This window comes from Halopseudomonas salina, assembly GCF_008641105.1.
The window spans coordinates 687,144-704,367 of the sequence record NZ_VTTI01000001.1 but is presented as its reverse complement, the minus strand read 5'-3'; the positions used below and the strand labels follow the sequence as shown (position 1 = coordinate 704,367).

General features: G+C 58.2%; 13 protein-coding genes and 1 pseudogene. 8 read left to right on the top strand and 6 right to left on the bottom strand.

Translation table 11 applies throughout. The features are described 5' to 3' along the window. Positions 1–5: 5 nt before the first annotated feature. Complete coding sequence (locus tag FZF01_RS03215) at positions 6–860, bottom strand: DNA ligase (protein ID WP_150276638.1); 855 nt, start codon at positions 858–860, stop codon at positions 6–8. Between the two features lie 389 nt (positions 861–1,249). Between FZF01_RS03215 and pomA the strand changes: the two genes are divergently transcribed. Together pomA and FZF01_RS03205 are read left to right on the top strand one after the other, a co-directional pair. Then, positions 1,250–2,023, top strand: coding sequence for a flagellar motor protein PomA (gene pomA, locus FZF01_RS03210; protein ID WP_150276637.1), 774 nt, complete (start codon positions 1,250–1,252; stop codon positions 2,021–2,023). Continuing rightward, the gene (locus tag FZF01_RS03205) at positions 2,023–2,928 is read left to right on the top strand and encodes a flagellar motor protein MotB (RefSeq protein WP_150276636.1); all 906 of its coding nucleotides are present in this window, start codon (positions 2,023–2,025) and stop codon (positions 2,926–2,928) included. The genes pomA and FZF01_RS03205 overlap by 1 nt, the downstream gene beginning before the upstream one ends. A gap of 92 nt (positions 2,929–3,020) precedes the next feature. Here the strand turns inward: FZF01_RS03205 and typA are convergent, their stop codons facing one another. Continuing rightward, entirely contained in the window at positions 3,021–4,829 is a 1,809-nt protein-coding gene (gene typA, locus FZF01_RS03200; protein ID WP_150276635.1) for a translational GTPase TypA, read from the bottom strand. 435 nt (positions 4,830–5,264) lie between these two features. On the opposite strand from typA, the gene glnA reads away from it, so the two are divergent. The 5 genes from glnA to trmL all read left to right on the top strand — a co-directional run bounded on the left by glnA (position 5,265) and on the right by trmL (position 11,041). After that, positions 5,265–6,668: a glutamate--ammonia ligase gene (gene glnA, locus FZF01_RS03195; protein ID WP_150276634.1), complete on the top strand. Its 1,404-nt coding sequence runs from the start codon at positions 5,265–5,267 to the stop codon at positions 6,666–6,668. 130 nt (positions 6,669–6,798) lie between these two features. Further along, on the top strand, positions 6,799–7,428 hold the full coding sequence (locus FZF01_RS03190) for a DUF4124 domain-containing protein (protein WP_150276633.1): 630 nt from the start codon (positions 6,799–6,801) through the stop codon (positions 7,426–7,428). Positions 7,429–7,747: 319 nt separating this feature from the next. Then, complete coding sequence (gene glnL / locus FZF01_RS03185; RefSeq protein ID WP_150276632.1) at positions 7,748–8,845, top strand: nitrogen regulation protein NR(II); 1,098 nt, start codon at positions 7,748–7,750, stop codon at positions 8,843–8,845. Next, the gene (ntrC, locus tag FZF01_RS03180; protein WP_150276631.1) at positions 8,832–10,262 is read left to right on the top strand and encodes a nitrogen regulation protein NR(I); all 1,431 of its coding nucleotides are present in this window, start codon (positions 8,832–8,834) and stop codon (positions 10,260–10,262) included. Before glnL ends, ntrC begins: the two co-directional genes overlap by 14 nt. Positions 10,263–10,576: 314 nt before the next feature. Then, positions 10,577–11,041: a tRNA (uridine(34)/cytosine(34)/5-carboxymethylaminomethyluridine(34)-2'-O)-methyltransferase TrmL gene (trmL, locus tag FZF01_RS03175; RefSeq protein ID WP_150276630.1), complete on the top strand. Its 465-nt coding sequence runs from the start codon at positions 10,577–10,579 to the stop codon at positions 11,039–11,041. 166 nt (positions 11,042–11,207) lie between these two features. Here trmL and FZF01_RS03170 read toward each other — a convergent pair whose 3' ends face one another. Further along, positions 11,208–12,185: an NADPH:quinone oxidoreductase family protein gene (locus FZF01_RS03170; RefSeq protein ID WP_150276629.1), complete on the bottom strand. Its 978-nt coding sequence runs from the start codon at positions 12,183–12,185 to the stop codon at positions 11,208–11,210. A 163-nt stretch (positions 12,186–12,348) separates the two neighbouring features. Between FZF01_RS03170 and FZF01_RS03165 the strand changes: the two genes are divergently transcribed. Further along, the gene (locus FZF01_RS03165) at positions 12,349–12,747 is read left to right on the top strand and encodes a flagellar basal body-associated FliL family protein (protein WP_150276628.1); all 399 of its coding nucleotides are present in this window, start codon (positions 12,349–12,351) and stop codon (positions 12,745–12,747) included. A gap of 48 nt (positions 12,748–12,795) precedes the next feature. Here FZF01_RS03165 and gshA read toward each other — a convergent pair whose 3' ends face one another. The 3 genes and pseudogenes from gshA to FZF01_RS03150 form a co-directional block, all read right to left on the bottom strand. Next, positions 12,796–14,376 carry a glutamate--cysteine ligase gene (gene gshA / locus FZF01_RS03160; RefSeq protein ID WP_150276627.1) on the bottom strand — a complete coding sequence of 527 codons (1,581 nt, stop codon included), beginning with the start codon at positions 14,374–14,376 and terminating at the stop codon, positions 12,796–12,798. A gap of 66 nt (positions 14,377–14,442) precedes the next feature. Then, on the bottom strand, positions 14,443–14,829 hold the full coding sequence (locus FZF01_RS03155) for a PaaI family thioesterase (RefSeq protein ID WP_150276626.1): 387 nt from the start codon (positions 14,827–14,829) through the stop codon (positions 14,443–14,445). A gap of 175 nt (positions 14,830–15,004) precedes the next feature. Next, positions 15,005–17,183 (bottom strand): annotated as a pseudogene (locus FZF01_RS03150) (Tex family protein); the annotation flags it as partial. Positions 17,184–17,224: the final 41 nt, after the last annotated feature.

Genomic DNA, 17,224 nt, shown 5'->3' with positions numbered 1-17,224 from the left:
CACCTTCAATCTGGCGTAATGGACTCCATGCGCACACGTACAAACCGCGCAAAGCGCGGTAGGCCGGTTGAAGTGAGCCCGTTGAAACGATACGTGACCCAACTACCTAAAGGGGGCGGTTGCAGTCTGTCATCGTCGCTCAACCCACTGCCAAGACGAAATCGCCTGCCGTCCTCGCTTTCCACTTCCAGCGCGCCCACCATACCGGCATATTTACCCTGACCTCTGGTGTAGCCCACAACTTGCGCCTCGGCATCTTCATGCAGTTTGTACTTGAGCAGACCCTGACTGCGTCCAGCTGAATACAGAGCTTCCTGGTGATGGAGCATCAAGCCTTCCCCTCCTGCTCCTACCAGTCTATCCAGGCGCCGATCCAGGTCTTCGACGCCCTCGACCCTGAATTGTCTGATCGGTTGCAGCCATGGTATGGCGTAAGCTGTGATGCGGCGCATGGCAAGCACTCTCTGGCTGAACTCTCCGCGGTGCGCGGGTAGATCGAATACCATGAAATTGATCTTCTGCCAGTCGGTCTCATCCGGTTCGGCGGTGCGCACTATGGCGCTGACCTGATCAAATCGTGCACGGCTGATCCATAGTTCGCCATCCATAGGCGTCTCGGGCCAGCCCCGCGTGAACCAGATGGGCGCATTGATGCGATTGCCGCCTCGGGTCCAGAGGGCCGTGCCATCCCAATGACCACGCACACCGTCAAGCTTTTCACTGACCCAGTATTCAGTAACGGGTGCGGTGCCAGGATAAATGCCAGCCAGCATGGGTTGATGGGCTGGACCCGACGCCATGGCGGCATATGCCACGATTGATACAACAAAACAGATGCAGAACAGAATAATGTGACGCATGGTGACATCCTTTTCACTGACCGGGCATCAAGCTGCACCCGGGCTCTCGACTCATCACGGGGGTAACCAGTGGGCAAGACTGCGATACCCATGAGTGACTGCCAACCGAAAAACCTCAGAGTTGCCAACCAATGCCAGAAAGAAAAAATCCACAGCGATCACCGGCCGTCTCTCTTCGCCCGGAAGTGAGCCGCTGACGGAACCGATGTATTCCGCACAGTGGAAGCCAGCCTCCACAGGATCCCTATATTGTTCCAGGATGTGTCTATATCGGGGTCTAAAGGGGGGCTACCCTCTGCTAGTTTGTGGAATGCAAGGTGTGATTGCCTTAGAATTCGCATGCCATTGCGCCCAACTGCTGCGCCATTATTTCTACAAGGAGGTTTTTCTTGGACTTAGCTACTTTAGTAGGCTTGTTAGGCGCACTGGGAATCATAGGCTCGGCTGTTGCCCTTGGCGCATCCCCGCTGGTATTTATGAACGTTCCCTCGCTACTGATCGTATTGGGCGGCAGTCTGCTCGTAGTCCTGGCCAAGTTCAGCTTTGCCCAGTGTTTCGGCGCATTCAAAGTCGCCGGCCGAGCCTTCAAGTTTCGCCTGCCCGACACCGAAGCCAGTATTGCGGAGCTCGTCGCCCTCTCGACTGTCGCTCGCAAGCAGGGCCTGCTGGCCCTCGAAGACCAGGAAATCAACAACCCTTTTCTTAAAAGCGGCATTCAGCTGTTGATTGATGGGCATCCGCAGGAAACCGTGAGAGCCATCCTCGAAAAGGAGCGGGTGTTAACCCTGGACCGCAACCGCTGGGGCGCAAAAGTGTTTACCGCTCTGGGCGATGTAGGACCCGCCATGGGCATGATCGGCACCCTGGTGGGCCTGGTGCAGATGTTGTCGAATATGGAAGATCCCAAGTCGATCGGTCCTGCCATGGCAGTAGCGCTGCTGACAACCCTTTACGGCGCAATGTTGGCCACCATGATATGTAATCCCATCGCCGATAAACTGTCCTTGCGAATGACAGAGGAAGCGCGCATGCAGAGCCTCTGGATCGACGCCGTTCTGGCAATCCAGGAGGGCACCAACCCGCGTATTGTTGAACAGTTGTTGGCCAGCTATCTCCCACCCGACAAGCGGGGCAAGACCGCCGGCGAGCCCGGAGAAGCCTGATGGAGCTGCCAGAAGAAGAGGATAAACCCGGTATCCCCGCCTGGGTCGTGACCTTCGCCGACCTGATGTCCCTGCTGATGTGCTTCTTTGTATTATTGCTGTCTTTCTCTGAAATAGATGCCATGAAGTTCAAGCAGATCGCCGGGGAATTGAGCAAGGCATTCGGTGTGCAGCGAGACGTGCCTGCACTCGAGATCCCCATGGGTACCAGTCCGATTTTCGACAACTTTTCACCCGGCAAGCCCGAGCCCACACCGATAGATCAGGTCCGGCAGCAAACCACCGAGGAACTGCCGCAGATAGACACCCTGAGGGCAGAAATGGAGGCGGACCTCCAGGAACAGGTCGCATCAACAACCGAGAAGCAAATTCAGGTCAACCTGGAAGCCATCAAGAATGTATTGGAACAGGAACTGACCGAAGGCCGCCTGCAGCTTGAACAGGACCGCAAGCGCGTTATTATACGGATCGAAGAGCGGGGCTCATTTCAATCGGGCTCGGCCGTCATGACTGAAGACTTCGAGGATATTCTGTTCAAAATTTCTGAAGTCATCAGTCAGTTACCGGGTGAGATAACCGTCGAAGGCCACACCGACGACGTACCGATCAATACCGCACGCTTCAACTCCAACTGGGATCTATCCGCAGCGCGGGCCTCGTCAGTCGCCAATGCCCTGCTCGCAACCGGCGCAGTAGAAGCTCAACGCCTCAAGGTTCAGGGTTATGCCGACACTCGGCCCCGAGCCAGCAACGAATGGCCGGAAACCCGCGCATTGAACCGCCGAGTGGAAATTGTCGTGGATCTGGCCGAGGCCGCAGACCAGTATGAAACCCGTTTGCGAGAACTGATGGAAGATGACCTCGACCAGGTCATTCAGGGGTTCGAGGTGCAAAACGCGCGTTAAACGGTCGGCAGTAGCCATTAGCCGACGCCCCGATATCAGAGCAATAAAAAACCCGCCTACAAGGGCGGGTTTTTTAATACAGATGTAGCCGATTACTTGTTGGAGCGCTTACGCTCGTTCTCGCTGAGCAACTTCTTGCGCAGACGGATCGACTTGGGCGTGATTTCTGCCAGCTCGTCGTCTTCAATAAACTCCAGCGCCTGCTCCAGGGTGAAGCGAATCGGCGGGACCAGGGCGATAGTTTCGTCCTTGCCCGAGGCGCGCATGTTGTCGAGTTTCTTGCCCTTGGTCGGGTTAACACCCATGTCGTTGTCACGGCTGTTGATGCCGACCAACATACCTTCGTAGACCTCGTCACCATGACCCAGGAACAGCTTGCCACGTGCCTGCAGGGTTTCCAGCGAGTAGGTCAGCGCCTTGCCGGTAGCAACGGAGACCAGTACGCCGTTCTGGCGACCGAACATTTCACCGGACTTGATCGGCCCGTAGTGGCTGAAGATGCTGGTGATGATGCCCGAGCCGGAGGTCAGGGTCAGGAACTGGTTGCGGAAACCGATCAGGCCACGTGCCGGGATAGTGTATTCCAGGCGTACACGACCCTTGCCATCCGGAACCATGTTGGTCAGGTCGCCCTTGCGCAGACCCATCTGCTCCATCATCGCGCCCTGGTGTTGCTCTTCCAGGTCGATGGTGACGTTCTCGAAGGGCTCCTGCTTCTCGCCATCGATCTCACGGATGATGACTTCAGGACGGCCTACGGCCATTTCAAACCCTTCACGGCGCATGGTTTCGATCAGTACGGACAGGTGCAGCTCGCCGCGACCGGACACCTTGAACTTGTCAGCGCTGTCGCCTTCTTCCACACGCAGAGCCACGTTGTACAGCAGCTCCTTGTCCAGACGCTCCTTGATGTTCCGGCTGGTGACGAACTTGCCTTCCTTGCCGCAGAACGGGGAGTCGTTGACCTGGAAGGTCATGCTCACGGTCGGCTCGTCAACGGACAGCGGGGTCATGGCTTCAACGTTCAGCGGATCACACAGGGTGTCAGAGATGAAAAGTTGGTCAAAACCGCTGACGCAGACGATATCGCCGGCGGCGGCTTCGTCAACGTCAATGCGGTGCAGGCCGTGGTGACCCATCAGCTTGAGAATACGACCGTTGCGGCGCTTGCCATCAACGTCAATGGCAACCACTGGGGTGTTTGCCTTGACCCGGCCGCGGGCAATACGACCCACACCGATCACGCCAAGGAAGCTGTTGTAGTCCAGTGCGGAGATCTGCATCTGGAACGGACCATCACGGTCAACGGCCGGCGGTGGCACGTTGTCGACGATAGCTTGAAACAGGGGTGTCAGATCTTCGGCCAGATCATCATGTGCCAGACCGGCGATGCCATTGATCGCCGAAGCGAACACGATGGGGAAATCCAACTGCTCTTCGGTCGCACCGAGGTTGTCGAACAGATCAAACATCTGATCTACGACCCAATCAGGACGGGCACCGGGGCGGTCTACCTTGTTCACGACCACGATCGGACGCAGGCCAGCCTGGAAGGCTTTCTGGGTCACGAAGCGGGTTTGCGGCATCGGGCCGTCAACCGCGTCAACCAGGAGCAGCACCGAGTCAACCATCGACATCACGCGCTCTACCTCACCACCGAAATCGGCGTGGCCGGGGGTATCAACGATGTTGATGTGATGGTCATGCCAGTTGATGGCGGTGTTCTTGGCCAGAATAGTAATGCCGCGTTCTTTTTCCTGGTCGTTGGAGTCCATCAAGCGCTCAGTGTCGAGCTCGTTCCGCTCAAGGGTGCCAGACTGGCGCAGAAGCTTGTCAACCAGCGTGGTCTTACCGTGGTCAACGTGGGCGATGATGGCGATGTTGCGGAGATTCTCGATCACTATGGACATCCTGGGTGGCCAGGCGTAGCCCGGCTAACTGAAAAAAGAGGGGGGTATTATACAGACCCACGCATGACAGTGTATGTTTTTTGTACGAAACGGCAGTTTTCCGTGTCGACGAGTGCAAGAAACAGTAAAGCAGAGCATCATAGGCGCCGCTGTGTGAATTTCGTAGGTCAGTTGTTATCAAACACTGGCCAGCATTGCACCATAATGAATCGTCGCCTCTTTATACGCACCATTTTAGGGCGCACTTATTAGGTGCATTAATCGGCAGCAACTGATGCAAGGCTTACGGAACGGGTGTTTCAGGGCATGCTCTGAAATGGCACACCTTTTGCTCCTCAATACCACAAGCGGAGCGTAGATGTATTCCGCTCGAATTTTGTAACGCTGGGTCAGATGCCTGGCTAATGATTCCTTCTGGAGGAAACCATGTCGAAGACAGTTAAACTGATTAAAGAATTTGACGCGAAGTGGGTTGATCTTCGCTTCACCGATACCAAAGGCAAACAGCAGCACGTCACCATGCCCGCCCGTGATGTGAACGATGACTTCTTCGAAGAAGGCAAGATGTTCGATGGCTCCTCCATCTCCGGCTGGAAGGGTATCGAAGCCTCCGACATGATCCTGATGCCCGACGACAGCACTGCGGTACTGGACCCCTTCACCGAAGAGCCAACCGTTATCATCGTCTGCGACATTATCGAGCCGTCCACCATGCAGGGGTATGAGCGTGATCCCCGCAGCATTGCTCGCCGCGCCGAGGAATACCTGAAGTCCACTGGTATCGGTGACACCGTATTTGTTGGACCAGAGCCCGAGTTTTTTGTGTTCGACGAAGTAAAGTTCAAATCGGACATCTCCGGCTCCATGTTCAAGATCATCTCTGAGCAGGCTTCCTGGAACACTGATGCCGACTTCGAAACCGGTAACAAGGGCCACCGCCCCGCCGTAAAGGGTGGTTACTTCCCCGTTCCACCGGTCGATCACGATCATGAAGTCCGAACTGCCATGTGTAATGCGATGGAAGAGATGGGCCTGACCATTGAAGTCCATCACCACGAAGTAGCCACTGCCGGCCAGAATGAAATCGGCGTGTTGTTCAACACACTGGTAGCCAAGGCTGACGAAGTACAGACCCTGAAGTACTGCGTACACAACGTCGCCGATGCCTTCGGCAAGACAGCTACCTTCATGCCCAAGCCCCTGTATGGCGACAACGGCTCCGGTATGCACGTACACATGTCCATCTCCAAGGATGGCAAGAACACCTTCGCTGGCGAAGGCTACTCAGGCCTGTCTGACACTGCCCTATTCTTCATCGGCGGTATCATCAAGCACGGCAAGTCGCTGAACGCGTTCACCAACCCGGCTACCAACTCATACAAGCGTCTGGTTCCTGGCTTTGAAGCGCCGGTCATGCTTGCCTACTCGGCCCGCAACCGCTCGGCCTCGATCCGTATTCCATACGTTTCAAGCCCCAAGGCGCGTCGCATCGAAGCACGCTTCCCTGATCCGGCTGCCAACCCCTACCTGTGCTTCGCCGCACTGTTGATGGCTGGTCTGGACGGCATCCAGAACAAGATCCACCCTGGCGATGCTGCAGACAAGAACCTGTATGACCTGCCGCCTGAAGAGGCGAACCAGATCCCGCAGGTATGTGGCAGCCTGAAAGAAGCACTCGAGTCCCTGAGCGCTGACCGTGAGTATCTGACCAAGGGCGGCGTATTTACCGACGACCTGATCGATGCCTACATCGAACTGAAAGCCGCCGAGGAAATCAAGGTGCGCACCTTCGTTCACCCCCTCGAGTACGATCTGTACTACAGCGTATGAACCCGATGTTGTAGCTGCGGTCGAAAAAAGGGTGCCTTTCAGGCGCCCTTTTTTTTCGCCCGTCCGCCGGACCTTGCCAGATCAGCGCGCAGGTGCAAGGCTGAGACCTCGAATCACAGGAGTGACAACGATGCTGCGAACTCATTTGTGCTGGGCCCTGAGCGCCCTCCTCGCTTCGCTGGCCGGCTTCGCCAACGCGCAGATCTATACCTGGACTGACGCGCAGGGCAACAAGATCTATTCCGACCAGCCCCACCCGGATTCCCGCCAGGTTGATTTACCGCCAACCAATACATTGGAGTCGGTAGTGCCCCAGACACCGGAAGCCCGACAAGGTGCCCAGAACCGCAATGAAGATCGCCAAGGCCAGCTGAATAGTGGCTATCGCACACTCGAAATTGCCAGTCCCAAGAACGACGAAGGCATACGTGCAAATGATGGCAACCTCACCCTGACGATCAATACTGACCCACCCCTCTCACCCGGCCACATATTGCGGGCCAACGTCGATGGCGAAATGCGACAGGAGGCGGTTGCCGGCAATGGGCAGTCAACCCAGCGTCTGACGCTGCGCGAACTCGACCGAGGCTCACACAATGTTGCCCTTGTAGTAACCAACACCCGTGGCGAAGAAGTACAACGCAGCCAGGGCATTACCGTACATATTCAACGCACGTCCATTCTGCAGCCCGGACGTACCGGCCCAAACAGCGCACCCCAGGCTCCCCAGATTCCTGCACCCGGCGGCACAGCACCCTGATTGAACCGCGTCAATACGGCGCACCATATTGGTGCATACTGATTGCTGGTGCGCCGGATTTCGTGCATGAATCCTGACGTTGATCGCGCTAACTGATCATCGACGCATGCCGACCACCCTCGCGCCGGTCATCCACGCCGGTGTATCGAACGCCCCTAGAGCCCGATGCAAGCGACTTGCGCGCTCACGAACAGGCCTTCGCACCAAAACAAGTACTGGCCCAGGATAGTCCGGCCGGCCGAACCAGTACCCAGGGCGTGTTTTACGCCCCGTATTGGTTCGCTTCTTGCATTTGTCTGCACAAACTACGGGACTTCATATGCTGCCTGATCGATTTTTACGCCAGATACTCGATAACCTGACCACAGCTGTGCTGTTGCTGGATGACCACCTTTGTCTGCGGTACATGAATCCAGCCGCTGAGATACTGCTGGAGGTCAGCGGTCAGCGTGTTTCGCAACAACCGGTCGGCGAGCTTTTCCATGATAATCAGGCAGCGATCGACTCTCTGCAGCATGCGGTGGCGGACGGAGATCCCTTCACCAAACGCGAAGCACAGCTGAACCTGAACAACGGCCAGAGTCTCATGGTCGACTACTCAGTAACGCCCATTGTCAACGCTCCCACAAATTGGCTACTACTGGAACTGCATCCCCGCGACCGCTTGCTGCGCATCACCAAGGAGGAGGCCCAGCTCTCCAAGCAGGAGGTCACCAAGGTTCTGGTGCGCGGCCTGGCTCATGAGATCAAGAACCCTCTGGGCGGCATACGCGGCGCGGCCCAATTGTTGGCCCGCCAATTGCCGGAAGAATCGCTCAAGGATTATACCGATGTGATCATTGAAGAGGCCGACCGGCTGCGGAATCTGGTTGATCGCATGCTCGGGCCCTATCGCCCGCCAAAACTACAGCCCCTGAACATTCATGAGATCACCGAGCGAGTCTATAGCCTGGTGGAGGCTGAGACCCAACACGAACTAACGCTACGCCGGGATTACGATCCAAGCATTCCGGAAATAATGGCCGACCGCGAGCAACTGATCCAGGCCCTGCTCAATATAGTGCGCAACGCAATGCAGGCAATCGCTGAACAGGGCGGGCTGAAAAAGGGTCGCATTACCCTGCGCACCCGGGCCCTACGTCAGTTCACCATCGGACAGGTGCGCCACCGCCTGGTCTGTCTGGTGCAGGTCATCGACAACGGCCCGGGCATCCCCCGTGACATTGTCGACAGCATTTTCTACCCCATGGTAAGCGGGCGCCCCGAGGGCACCGGCCTGGGGCTTTCCATTACCCAGAACATCATCAGTCAACACCAGGGCCTGATCGAATGCGACAGCAAGCCTGGACGCACTGTATTCACCATGTTCCTGCCACTTGAACCCGTACCCGGAGACAAAACCCATGAGCCGAACTGAAAACGTCTGGATCGTCGATGACGACCGTTCGATACGCTGGGTGCTGGAAAAAGCGCTGCAGCAGGAGGGCATGGAGTCCGTCAGTTTCGACAATGCCGACGCAGCTCTTGCCCGCCTGCAACGCGAACAACCAGACGTATTGATCAGCGATATACGCATGCCCGGGACCAGCGGTCTCGAGTTACTATCCACGCTGAGAAACAGACTGCCGAAGCTGCCAGTGATCATCATGACCGCCCACTCCGACCTGGACAGCGCAGTTGCCTCCTACCAGGGTGGTGCCTTCGAATACCTGCCCAAACCGTTCGACGTGGACGAAGCCGTGGCGCTGGTTCGCCGCGCCTTGGCCCATAGCCGCGAGCAGGAAGGCCAGGGGCCCGACCTCAGCACCGCACGCACGCCGGAGATAATCGGCGAAGCGCCAGCGATGCAGGAAGTCTTCCGTGCCATCGGCCGACTGTCCCACTCCAATATCACTGTACTGATCAATGGTGAGTCCGGTACTGGCAAAGAGCTGGTAGCCCACGCACTGCACCGCCACAGCCCGCGGTCACGCAACCCGTTCATCGCGCTGAACATGGCGGCAATTCCCAAGGACCTGATGGAATCCGAGCTGTTTGGTCATGAAAAAGGTGCCTTTACCGGCGCGGCAGTGCAACGCCGCGGCCGTTTCGAGCAGGCCGATGGCGGCACCCTGTTTCTCGACGAAATTGGCGACATGCCGGCGGAAACCCAGACCCGTCTGCTGCGCGTGCTGGCCGATGGTGAGTTCTACCGCGTGGGCGGCCACGTCCCGATCAAGGTGGACGTGCGCATCATCGCTGCCACCCACCAGAATCTCGAGGACCTGGTACAAGCCGGCAACTTCCGTGAGGATCTGTTCCACCGCCTGAACGTGATCCGCATTCACATCCCCAAGCTCGCCGAGCGCCGCGAAGACATCCCGGCTCTGGCCCAGCACTTCCTCGCCCGTGCCGCCAAGGAGCTAGCCGTCGAACCCAAGGTACTAAAGCCTCAAACCCGCGACTACCTGCGCAGCCTGCCGTGGCCGGGCAACGTGCGTCAGCTGGAAAACACCTGCCGCTGGATCACCGTCATGGCCTCCAGCCGCGAGGTGTTAGTTGAAGATCTGCCTCCGGAAATGCTCAATCAGCACCAGGACAGTGCAGCCGACGGCCATTGGGAGCACAGTTTGCGCATCTGGGCCGACCAGGAGCTGGACCGCGGTGTCACCAGCCTACTCGAAACCGCCGTCCCTGCCTTCGAGCGGATCATGATCGAAACAGCTCTCAAGCACACTGCCGGCAGACGCCGAGACGCCGCGCAGTTGCTGGGCTGGGGCCGCAATACCCTGACCCGCAAGATCAAGGAACTGGGGATGAATATCGACGGCCACGACGAGGACGAAACCGAGTAACCGAGCACCGGGGAAGCCTTGGCACGCTTGATGCAAAGGTAACTATGGGTGTATTTGGGGTGACTCCAGTTCAGGCAGGCTGGAGTTGCCTTTTTTTATGGGCGAAAGGAAAGAAGCTGCAAGCTGCAAGCTGCAAGCTGCAAGCTGCAAGCGATTCAGAGTGAAGCCCATTTGATCCCTGTCTACCCAATTCTGCCGATACAGCAAATTCGCCTATCTGCTCGGACTACTTGCAGCTTGCAGCTTGTGGCTTGCCGCTGCGCGCGCCACCCCCTAAACTGCGCGGCTCCCCACTTCTGAAAGCGCGCGCCGCCATGTTCCACATCGCCCTGCTCGAACCGGAAATCCCGCCCAATACCGGCAATATCATTCGCCTGTGCGCCAATACCGGCTGTCAATTACATCTGATCGAGCCTTTGGGTTTCGAGCTGGATGACAAGCGATTGCGTCGAGCGGGCCTGGATTATCATGAGTTTGCTGCGGTCAGGACCCATGGGAATCTGGAGGCCTGCTTAGCGGCCGTGCAGCCGGAGCGGGTGTTTGCGTTGAGCACCAAGGGCACGCGTAATTTCAGTGAGGTGGCGTTCAAGCCGGGGGATCTGTTTCTGTTCGGTCCCGAGAGCCGGGGCCTGCCGGCAGCTGTTCGCGAAAGCCTGCCGCAGGATCAGGTGCTGCGCATTCCGATGCGGCCAGACAGCCGCAGCCTGAACCTGTCGAACAGTGCTGCGGTGCTGATATTCGAAGCCTGGCGGCAGCAGGGGTATGAGGGCGCCTTCTAAGCTGCAAGCTGCAAGCTGCAAGCTGCAAGCTGCAAGCATGATCAGCCTGGTCGGTGCGCCATGCCAGTCAACTTATTTCTTTCGGCAAGAGCACTATTTTCCCGATCAAACTGAACCGCTTGAAGCTTGAAGCTTGAAGCTTGAAACTTGAAGCTTGCCGCTGGGTTTAACGTACCTGAACCACAACCTTGCCCACAGCCTTGCGTGAGGTCAGGATGTTCAGCGCATCTTCATACTGGTCCAGGCGGAATTTTTCCGAGACCAATGGCTTGAGCTTGCCCTCACTGAACCAGGCGAACAACTGCTGGAAGTTTTCCAGATTGGTCTGTGGCTCACGTGCGGCGAAAGAACCCCAGAATACGCCGACAATGGAAGATCCCTTGAGCAGCGCCAGGTTAACCGGAAACTCCGGAATACGGCCGCTGGCGAAGCCTACTACCAGCAAACGGCCTTTCCAGTTGATCGAGCGCACGGCCTGGTCGAACAGATCACCACCGACCGGATCATAGATTACGTCCGCGCCCTGCCCCTTGGTGAGTTCCTTTACGGCGTCCTTGAGGCTGACTTCGCTGTAGTTGATCAGGTCGTCTGCGCCAGCAGCACGTGCCACTTCGAGCTTTTCAGCGCTTGAGGCGGCGGCGATAACGCGCGCACCCATTGCCTTGCCGATTTCCACGGCTGCCAGGCCTACGCCACCCGAAGCACCGAGTACCAGAAGGGTTTCGCCGGGCTTGAGGTCGGCACGCTGCTTGAGGGCGTGCATCGAGGTGCCGTAGGTCATGCTGAAACCGGCCGCGGTAACAAAATCCATATCCTTGGGAATCGGCAATACGCGCATCGCGTCAACTGCGATCTGTTCAGCAAAACTGCCGAAGCCGGTCAGACCCATGACCCGGTCGCCGGGCTGGAGATGGCGAACCTTCTCGCCGACGCTGGCGATCACGCCAGCCGCTTCGCCACCCGGGGAGAACGGAAACGGTGGTTTGATCTGGTACTTGCCCTCAATGATCAGCGTGTCGGGAAAGTTGACCCCTGCGGCATGGATGTCCAGGACCACTTCATTGGCCTTGGCTACGGGATCGGCGGTTTCTTCCAGTACCAGGCAGCTGGCAGGACCAAATTCTTTGCACAATACGGCTTTCATGATGACTCCATTATCAGATTTTCAGACAGTCTAGTCGCAAGCAGGGCAACCGGGTCAATGACCATACCCTTGATTGATTGCCATTCATAAGATCGGCTGCGGCGCCGGTTGGCTGGCGGACCGCGCTCGGCTATCCTGTGGGCAATTACAAGGAGTCTATCCCATGCGCATGATCCTCGCCCTGCCCCTTCTGCTGAGCCTGTTTGCGGCACTGCCCGCCAAGGCTCAGGATACCCCTGTGGCAGCAGCCCAATACGTCGAGCTCAAGCCGTCCTTTGTCGGTACCGTTGGCCCGGGGCCCAAGATCCAGTACATGAAGGTCGACGTGGCACTGCGGGCCAACGATCCAACAGCAGTTCCGCGCATCGAATATCACGACCCGTTGATCCGCAATGCGCTGGTCAGTCTGTTTGCCCACGAGACGCTGGAGAGCGTCGCGACCCTGGAAGGCAAGGAGGCGCTGCGCAGCAAGGCGCTGGCTGCAGTGCGTGAAGTGCTTGAGGAAGAAGAAGGCACGCCCCTGGTAGACGATCTGCTGTTTACCAACCTGGTCACCCAGTAGGCTGCTCGGCCTTCACCGAACCAGAGCGGGCTAGGTGAAGGCACTCAACTAATCGTCGATACCCTGACTCAGGTAGCTGGCGACGAAACTGTCGAAATCCACCGTGTCAGCTGCTTCGATTGCCGCCTGATCGGCCAGCGAGGCAGCCGCCTCTGCCTGATAGGCTGCGAGCGTTTGTTCATCCAGCGGCCGGGCCGCAAAGTACGCCTGATGCGCCTTGGATTGCTCCAGGGCAAAGCGGAAAAAACTGTTGCCGTGTCCAGCAATAGCCTCAAGCACCCGTGCCGAGGGAGTCAGGGCCGGATCGACCAGCTTGGCCCGTTGCGCAGCCAGACTTTCACCATAAGCCTCACTCTGATGCACGCCATCGAGCAAGGTTGCGCATTCACCAATGCGCTCCAGCAGCTCCTCACCCCAGGCAGTCAGCTCGCGACTCACGCCACTATCGGACAGCTGCAGGCCGGGCTCACGACCGCGCTTGACTGCCAGCGCAAAGTTTTCGCCGGTCTCTGTGCAACCTTCCTCGGTGAGCGGGGGACTTTCCTGCAGGGCGCAATAAAGCAGGAAACTGTCCAGAAAACGGGCGGTAGCCGGCTCGACACCCATCGGCACAAACGGATCAATATCCATGCAACGCACTTCAATATACTCAACCCCCCGCGAGGCCAGCGCATGCACTGGCTTTTCGCCGCTGTGGGTTACCCGCTTGGGACGAATCGGGCTGTAGAACTCGTTCTCGATCTGCAGCAGATTGGTGTTGAGCTGCTGCCATTGACCGTTGCTGTCGTGGGTACCCATGCGATCATAGGCCGCGAAGGGCAGACCGATAGCTTCCTGCATACTGTGGATATAGCTTTCCAGGGTGTTATAGCAGACGTTCAACCCGGACTGGGCATTGTTGTTGTAACCCAGGTCACTCATGCGCAGGCTGGTGGCATAGGGCAGGTAAAGTGTGTTGTCGCCCAGCTTCTGCAGCTTGTGGTCACGCCCCTGCAGGAAGGTCGCGCAGACCGCCGGTGAAGCGCCGAACAGGTACATCAACAGCCAGGCATAACGACGGAAGTTGCGGATCATCGCCATGTAGCGGTCGGACTGATAATCCTGAGCCGAACGCTGATCACCCGCGCGCTGCTGGAGTGTCGCCCAAAGCTGGGACGGCAACGAGAAATTGTAATGAATACCAGCAATACACTGCATCGCCTTGCCATAGCGAATCGCCAAGCCACGGCGGTAGACATTCTTGAGCATGCCAACATTGGAAGTGCCGTACCAGGCAATCGGAATATCGGCATCCGCGGGCAGGCGGCAGGGCATCGACTCGGTCCACAGCAACTCATCGCCCAGTTGGGCATAAACGAATCTGTGGGTCATATCGAGGCTGTCAAACAACCCTTTCAGACTGGTATTGACCGGCGTAATCAGCTCGATCAGCGCCTCTGAATAGTCGGTGGTGATGCTCGGGTGCGTCAGTGCAGAGCCCAGGGCAACCGGGTGCGGCGTGTGCACCAGCGTGCCGTCCGGGGTTGTGCGCAGACTTTCCTTTTCGATACCGTGGCGGCAACCGCGCAGGGCCTCGCGCCCAGCCGTGGTGTAGAACAGATCAAGGGTGTCGCTGAATGCTGGTGACAAGGTTGTCACTCCTTAGCCTTACGGGCCGCTGCGCAATGCGCGCATGGCATGCTGATGAATACCGGATCAGATCCGCGCGAAGGTGCCGAGGGCTTTGGCGACCAGGGCGCCGTCCTGACGGATCTCGCCATCGACCACAACGGTACGGGTACCGGCATGCACAACCTTGCCGATGCATTCCAGCTCACCGCCGACCACCGCACGGGTGTAGTTGATCTTGCACTCCACTGTAGCAGTGGATTCGTGGGGCTCCAGTACGCTGAACGCAGCAGCGCCCATGGCCGAATCCAATAGCGAGAAGATAACTCCGCCATGCACCCGCTCGGTAGAGTTGAAATGATCCTCGCGGATCGGCAGCGTCAGAGTACAGGTGCCGACCTCGATGGATTTGAACTCAAGGCCGAGCATCCGGGTAAAGGCGCTCATACGATTCAATGTGGGATGTGGGCTCATTCTCAGCGCTTCTTCAGGTCTTTGGCATTGGCAAACAGGTTGGCAAAGGTACCACCGGCGGCTGGCTGCGCACCAGCACCAGCGCTCTGGCCACGGCCCTGCCCAGTGTTTTTGGCACGATCGCCCTGCGCCTTGCCCGGTCGATCCGAGTCACCAGTCCGGCCCTGGGTCGCGGCGCCAGGCTCGTCATCCATGCGCATGCTGAGGCTGATGCGCTGGCGCGGGATATCCACTTCCATGACTTTCACGCGGACGATATCGCCGGCTTTGACCACGTCCCGGGGATCCTTGACGAACTGGTGGGCGAGCATGGAAATATGCACAAGACCGTCCTGGTGCACGCCGATATCCACAAAAGCGCCGAAGTTGGCAACATTGCTGACAACCCCTTCGAGCTGCATGCCTGGTGTGAGGTCGCGAATGGTTTCGACCCCTTCCTGAAACGCAGCTGCCTTGAACTCCGGACGCGGGTCACGACCCGGCTTGTCCAGCTCGAGCAGGATATCGCTGATGGTTGGAATACCGAAGTGGGCATCGGTAAAGTTCTTCGGATCGAGCTTGCGAACGAAGGCCGAGTCGCCAATCAGGCTACGCACATCACGGCCGGTCTCGCTGGCTATGCGCTCAACCAGCGGATAGGCTTCGGGGTGAACCGCGGAGGCATCCAGGGGGTTATCGCCGCTCATCACCCGGAGAAAGCCTGCAGCCTGTTCAAAGGTCTTGTCGCCCAGGCGGGCCACCTTGAGCAACTCTCGGCGACTGCCAAAGGCGCCATGCTGGTCACGGTAGTCGACGATGTTCTGGGCAATGGTCGGATTCAGGCCTGAGACGCGGGTCAGCAGCGGTGCGGATGCGGTATTGAGGTCCACGCCAACGGCGTTCACACAGTCTTCCACCACTGCATTCAGGCTCCGAGCCAGCTTGACCTGGGAGACATCATGCTGATATTGGCCAACCCCGATGGCCTTGGGCTCAATCTTGACCAGCTCGGCCAGAGGATCCTGCAGGCGCCGGGCAATCGACACCGCGCCGCGAAAGGTGACGTCAAGCTCCGGGAACTCCTTGGCTGCCAGCTCGGACGCCGAATACACCGAGGCACCCGCTTCCGACACCATGATCTTCTGCATGGGCAGTTTTGGGCATAGCTTGATCAGATCACCCGCCAGCTTGTCGCTCTCGCGCGAGGCGGTACCGTTACCAATCGCCAGCAGCGTCACGTTGTGCTTGTCGCACAGGCCAGCCAACACCGCGAGGGATTCCTGCCACTGGTTGCGCGGTGCATGGGGGAATATGGTGGTGTAATCCACCAGCTTGCCAGTGACATCCACGACCACCACCTTGACCCCGGTACGCAGACCCGGGTCCAGCGCCAGCGTCACACGTGGACCGGCTGGAGCGGATAACAGCAGATCCTTGAGATTGCTGGCAAACACGCGGATGGCCTCGTCTTCTGCGCTTTCGCGCAGATCACCCAGCAGCTCGGTTTCCAGTTGACCCAACAATTTGACCCGCCAGGTCCAGCGCACTACCTCGGCCAGCCAGCGGTCCGCCGGGCGACCCTGATCACGAATCTCGAACGCCTGGGCGATCATACCTTCGCAGGGATGGGGAGTACCGGCGGGCTGATCAGGCTCACCCAACTCCAGGGCAATACTGAGAATGCCTTCATTGCGCCCACGCAAAATGGCCAACGCACGATGGGAAGGCACCTTGCGCAGGTCTTCTGAGTAATCAAAGTAATCGCGGAACTTGGCGCCCTCCTGCTCCTTGCCAGCCACCAGTTTGGAGACCACCCGACCGTCCTGGCGCAGTGCACCGCGCAACCGCTCGAGCAGACTTGCCTGCTCGCTGAAGCGTTCCATGAGAATATACTTGGCACCATCAAGGGCGGCTTTTACGTCAGCCACGCCTTTTTCTGCATCGACGAAGGCCGCCGCCTCTTGCTCAGGCGTCAGGGAAGGATCGGCATACAGGCTCTCGGCCAACGGTCCCAGACCAGCCTCCAGGGCGATCTGGCCCTTGGTCCGACGCTTGGGTTTATAAGGCAGGTAGAGGTCTTCCAGACGGGTCTTGCTGTCAGCCCCGCGGATATCGCGCTCGAGCTCAGCAGTCAACTTGCCCTGCTCGCCAATACTGGCAAGAATGGTCGAGCGGCGGTCCTCGAGTTCACGCAGGTAGCGCAATCGCTCTTCAAGGTAGCGCAACTGGGTGTCATCCAGGCTACCGGTGACTTCCTTACGGTAACGGGCGATAAAGGGTACGCTGGCGCCTTCATCCAGCAATCTCACGGTCGCGTCGACCTGCTCGGAGCGAACAGCGAGTTCGGTGGCGATGCGTGAGGCGATAGATTCCATGGGCACGATTTCCGGTTCAGTTTTACAAGCCGGGCAGTATA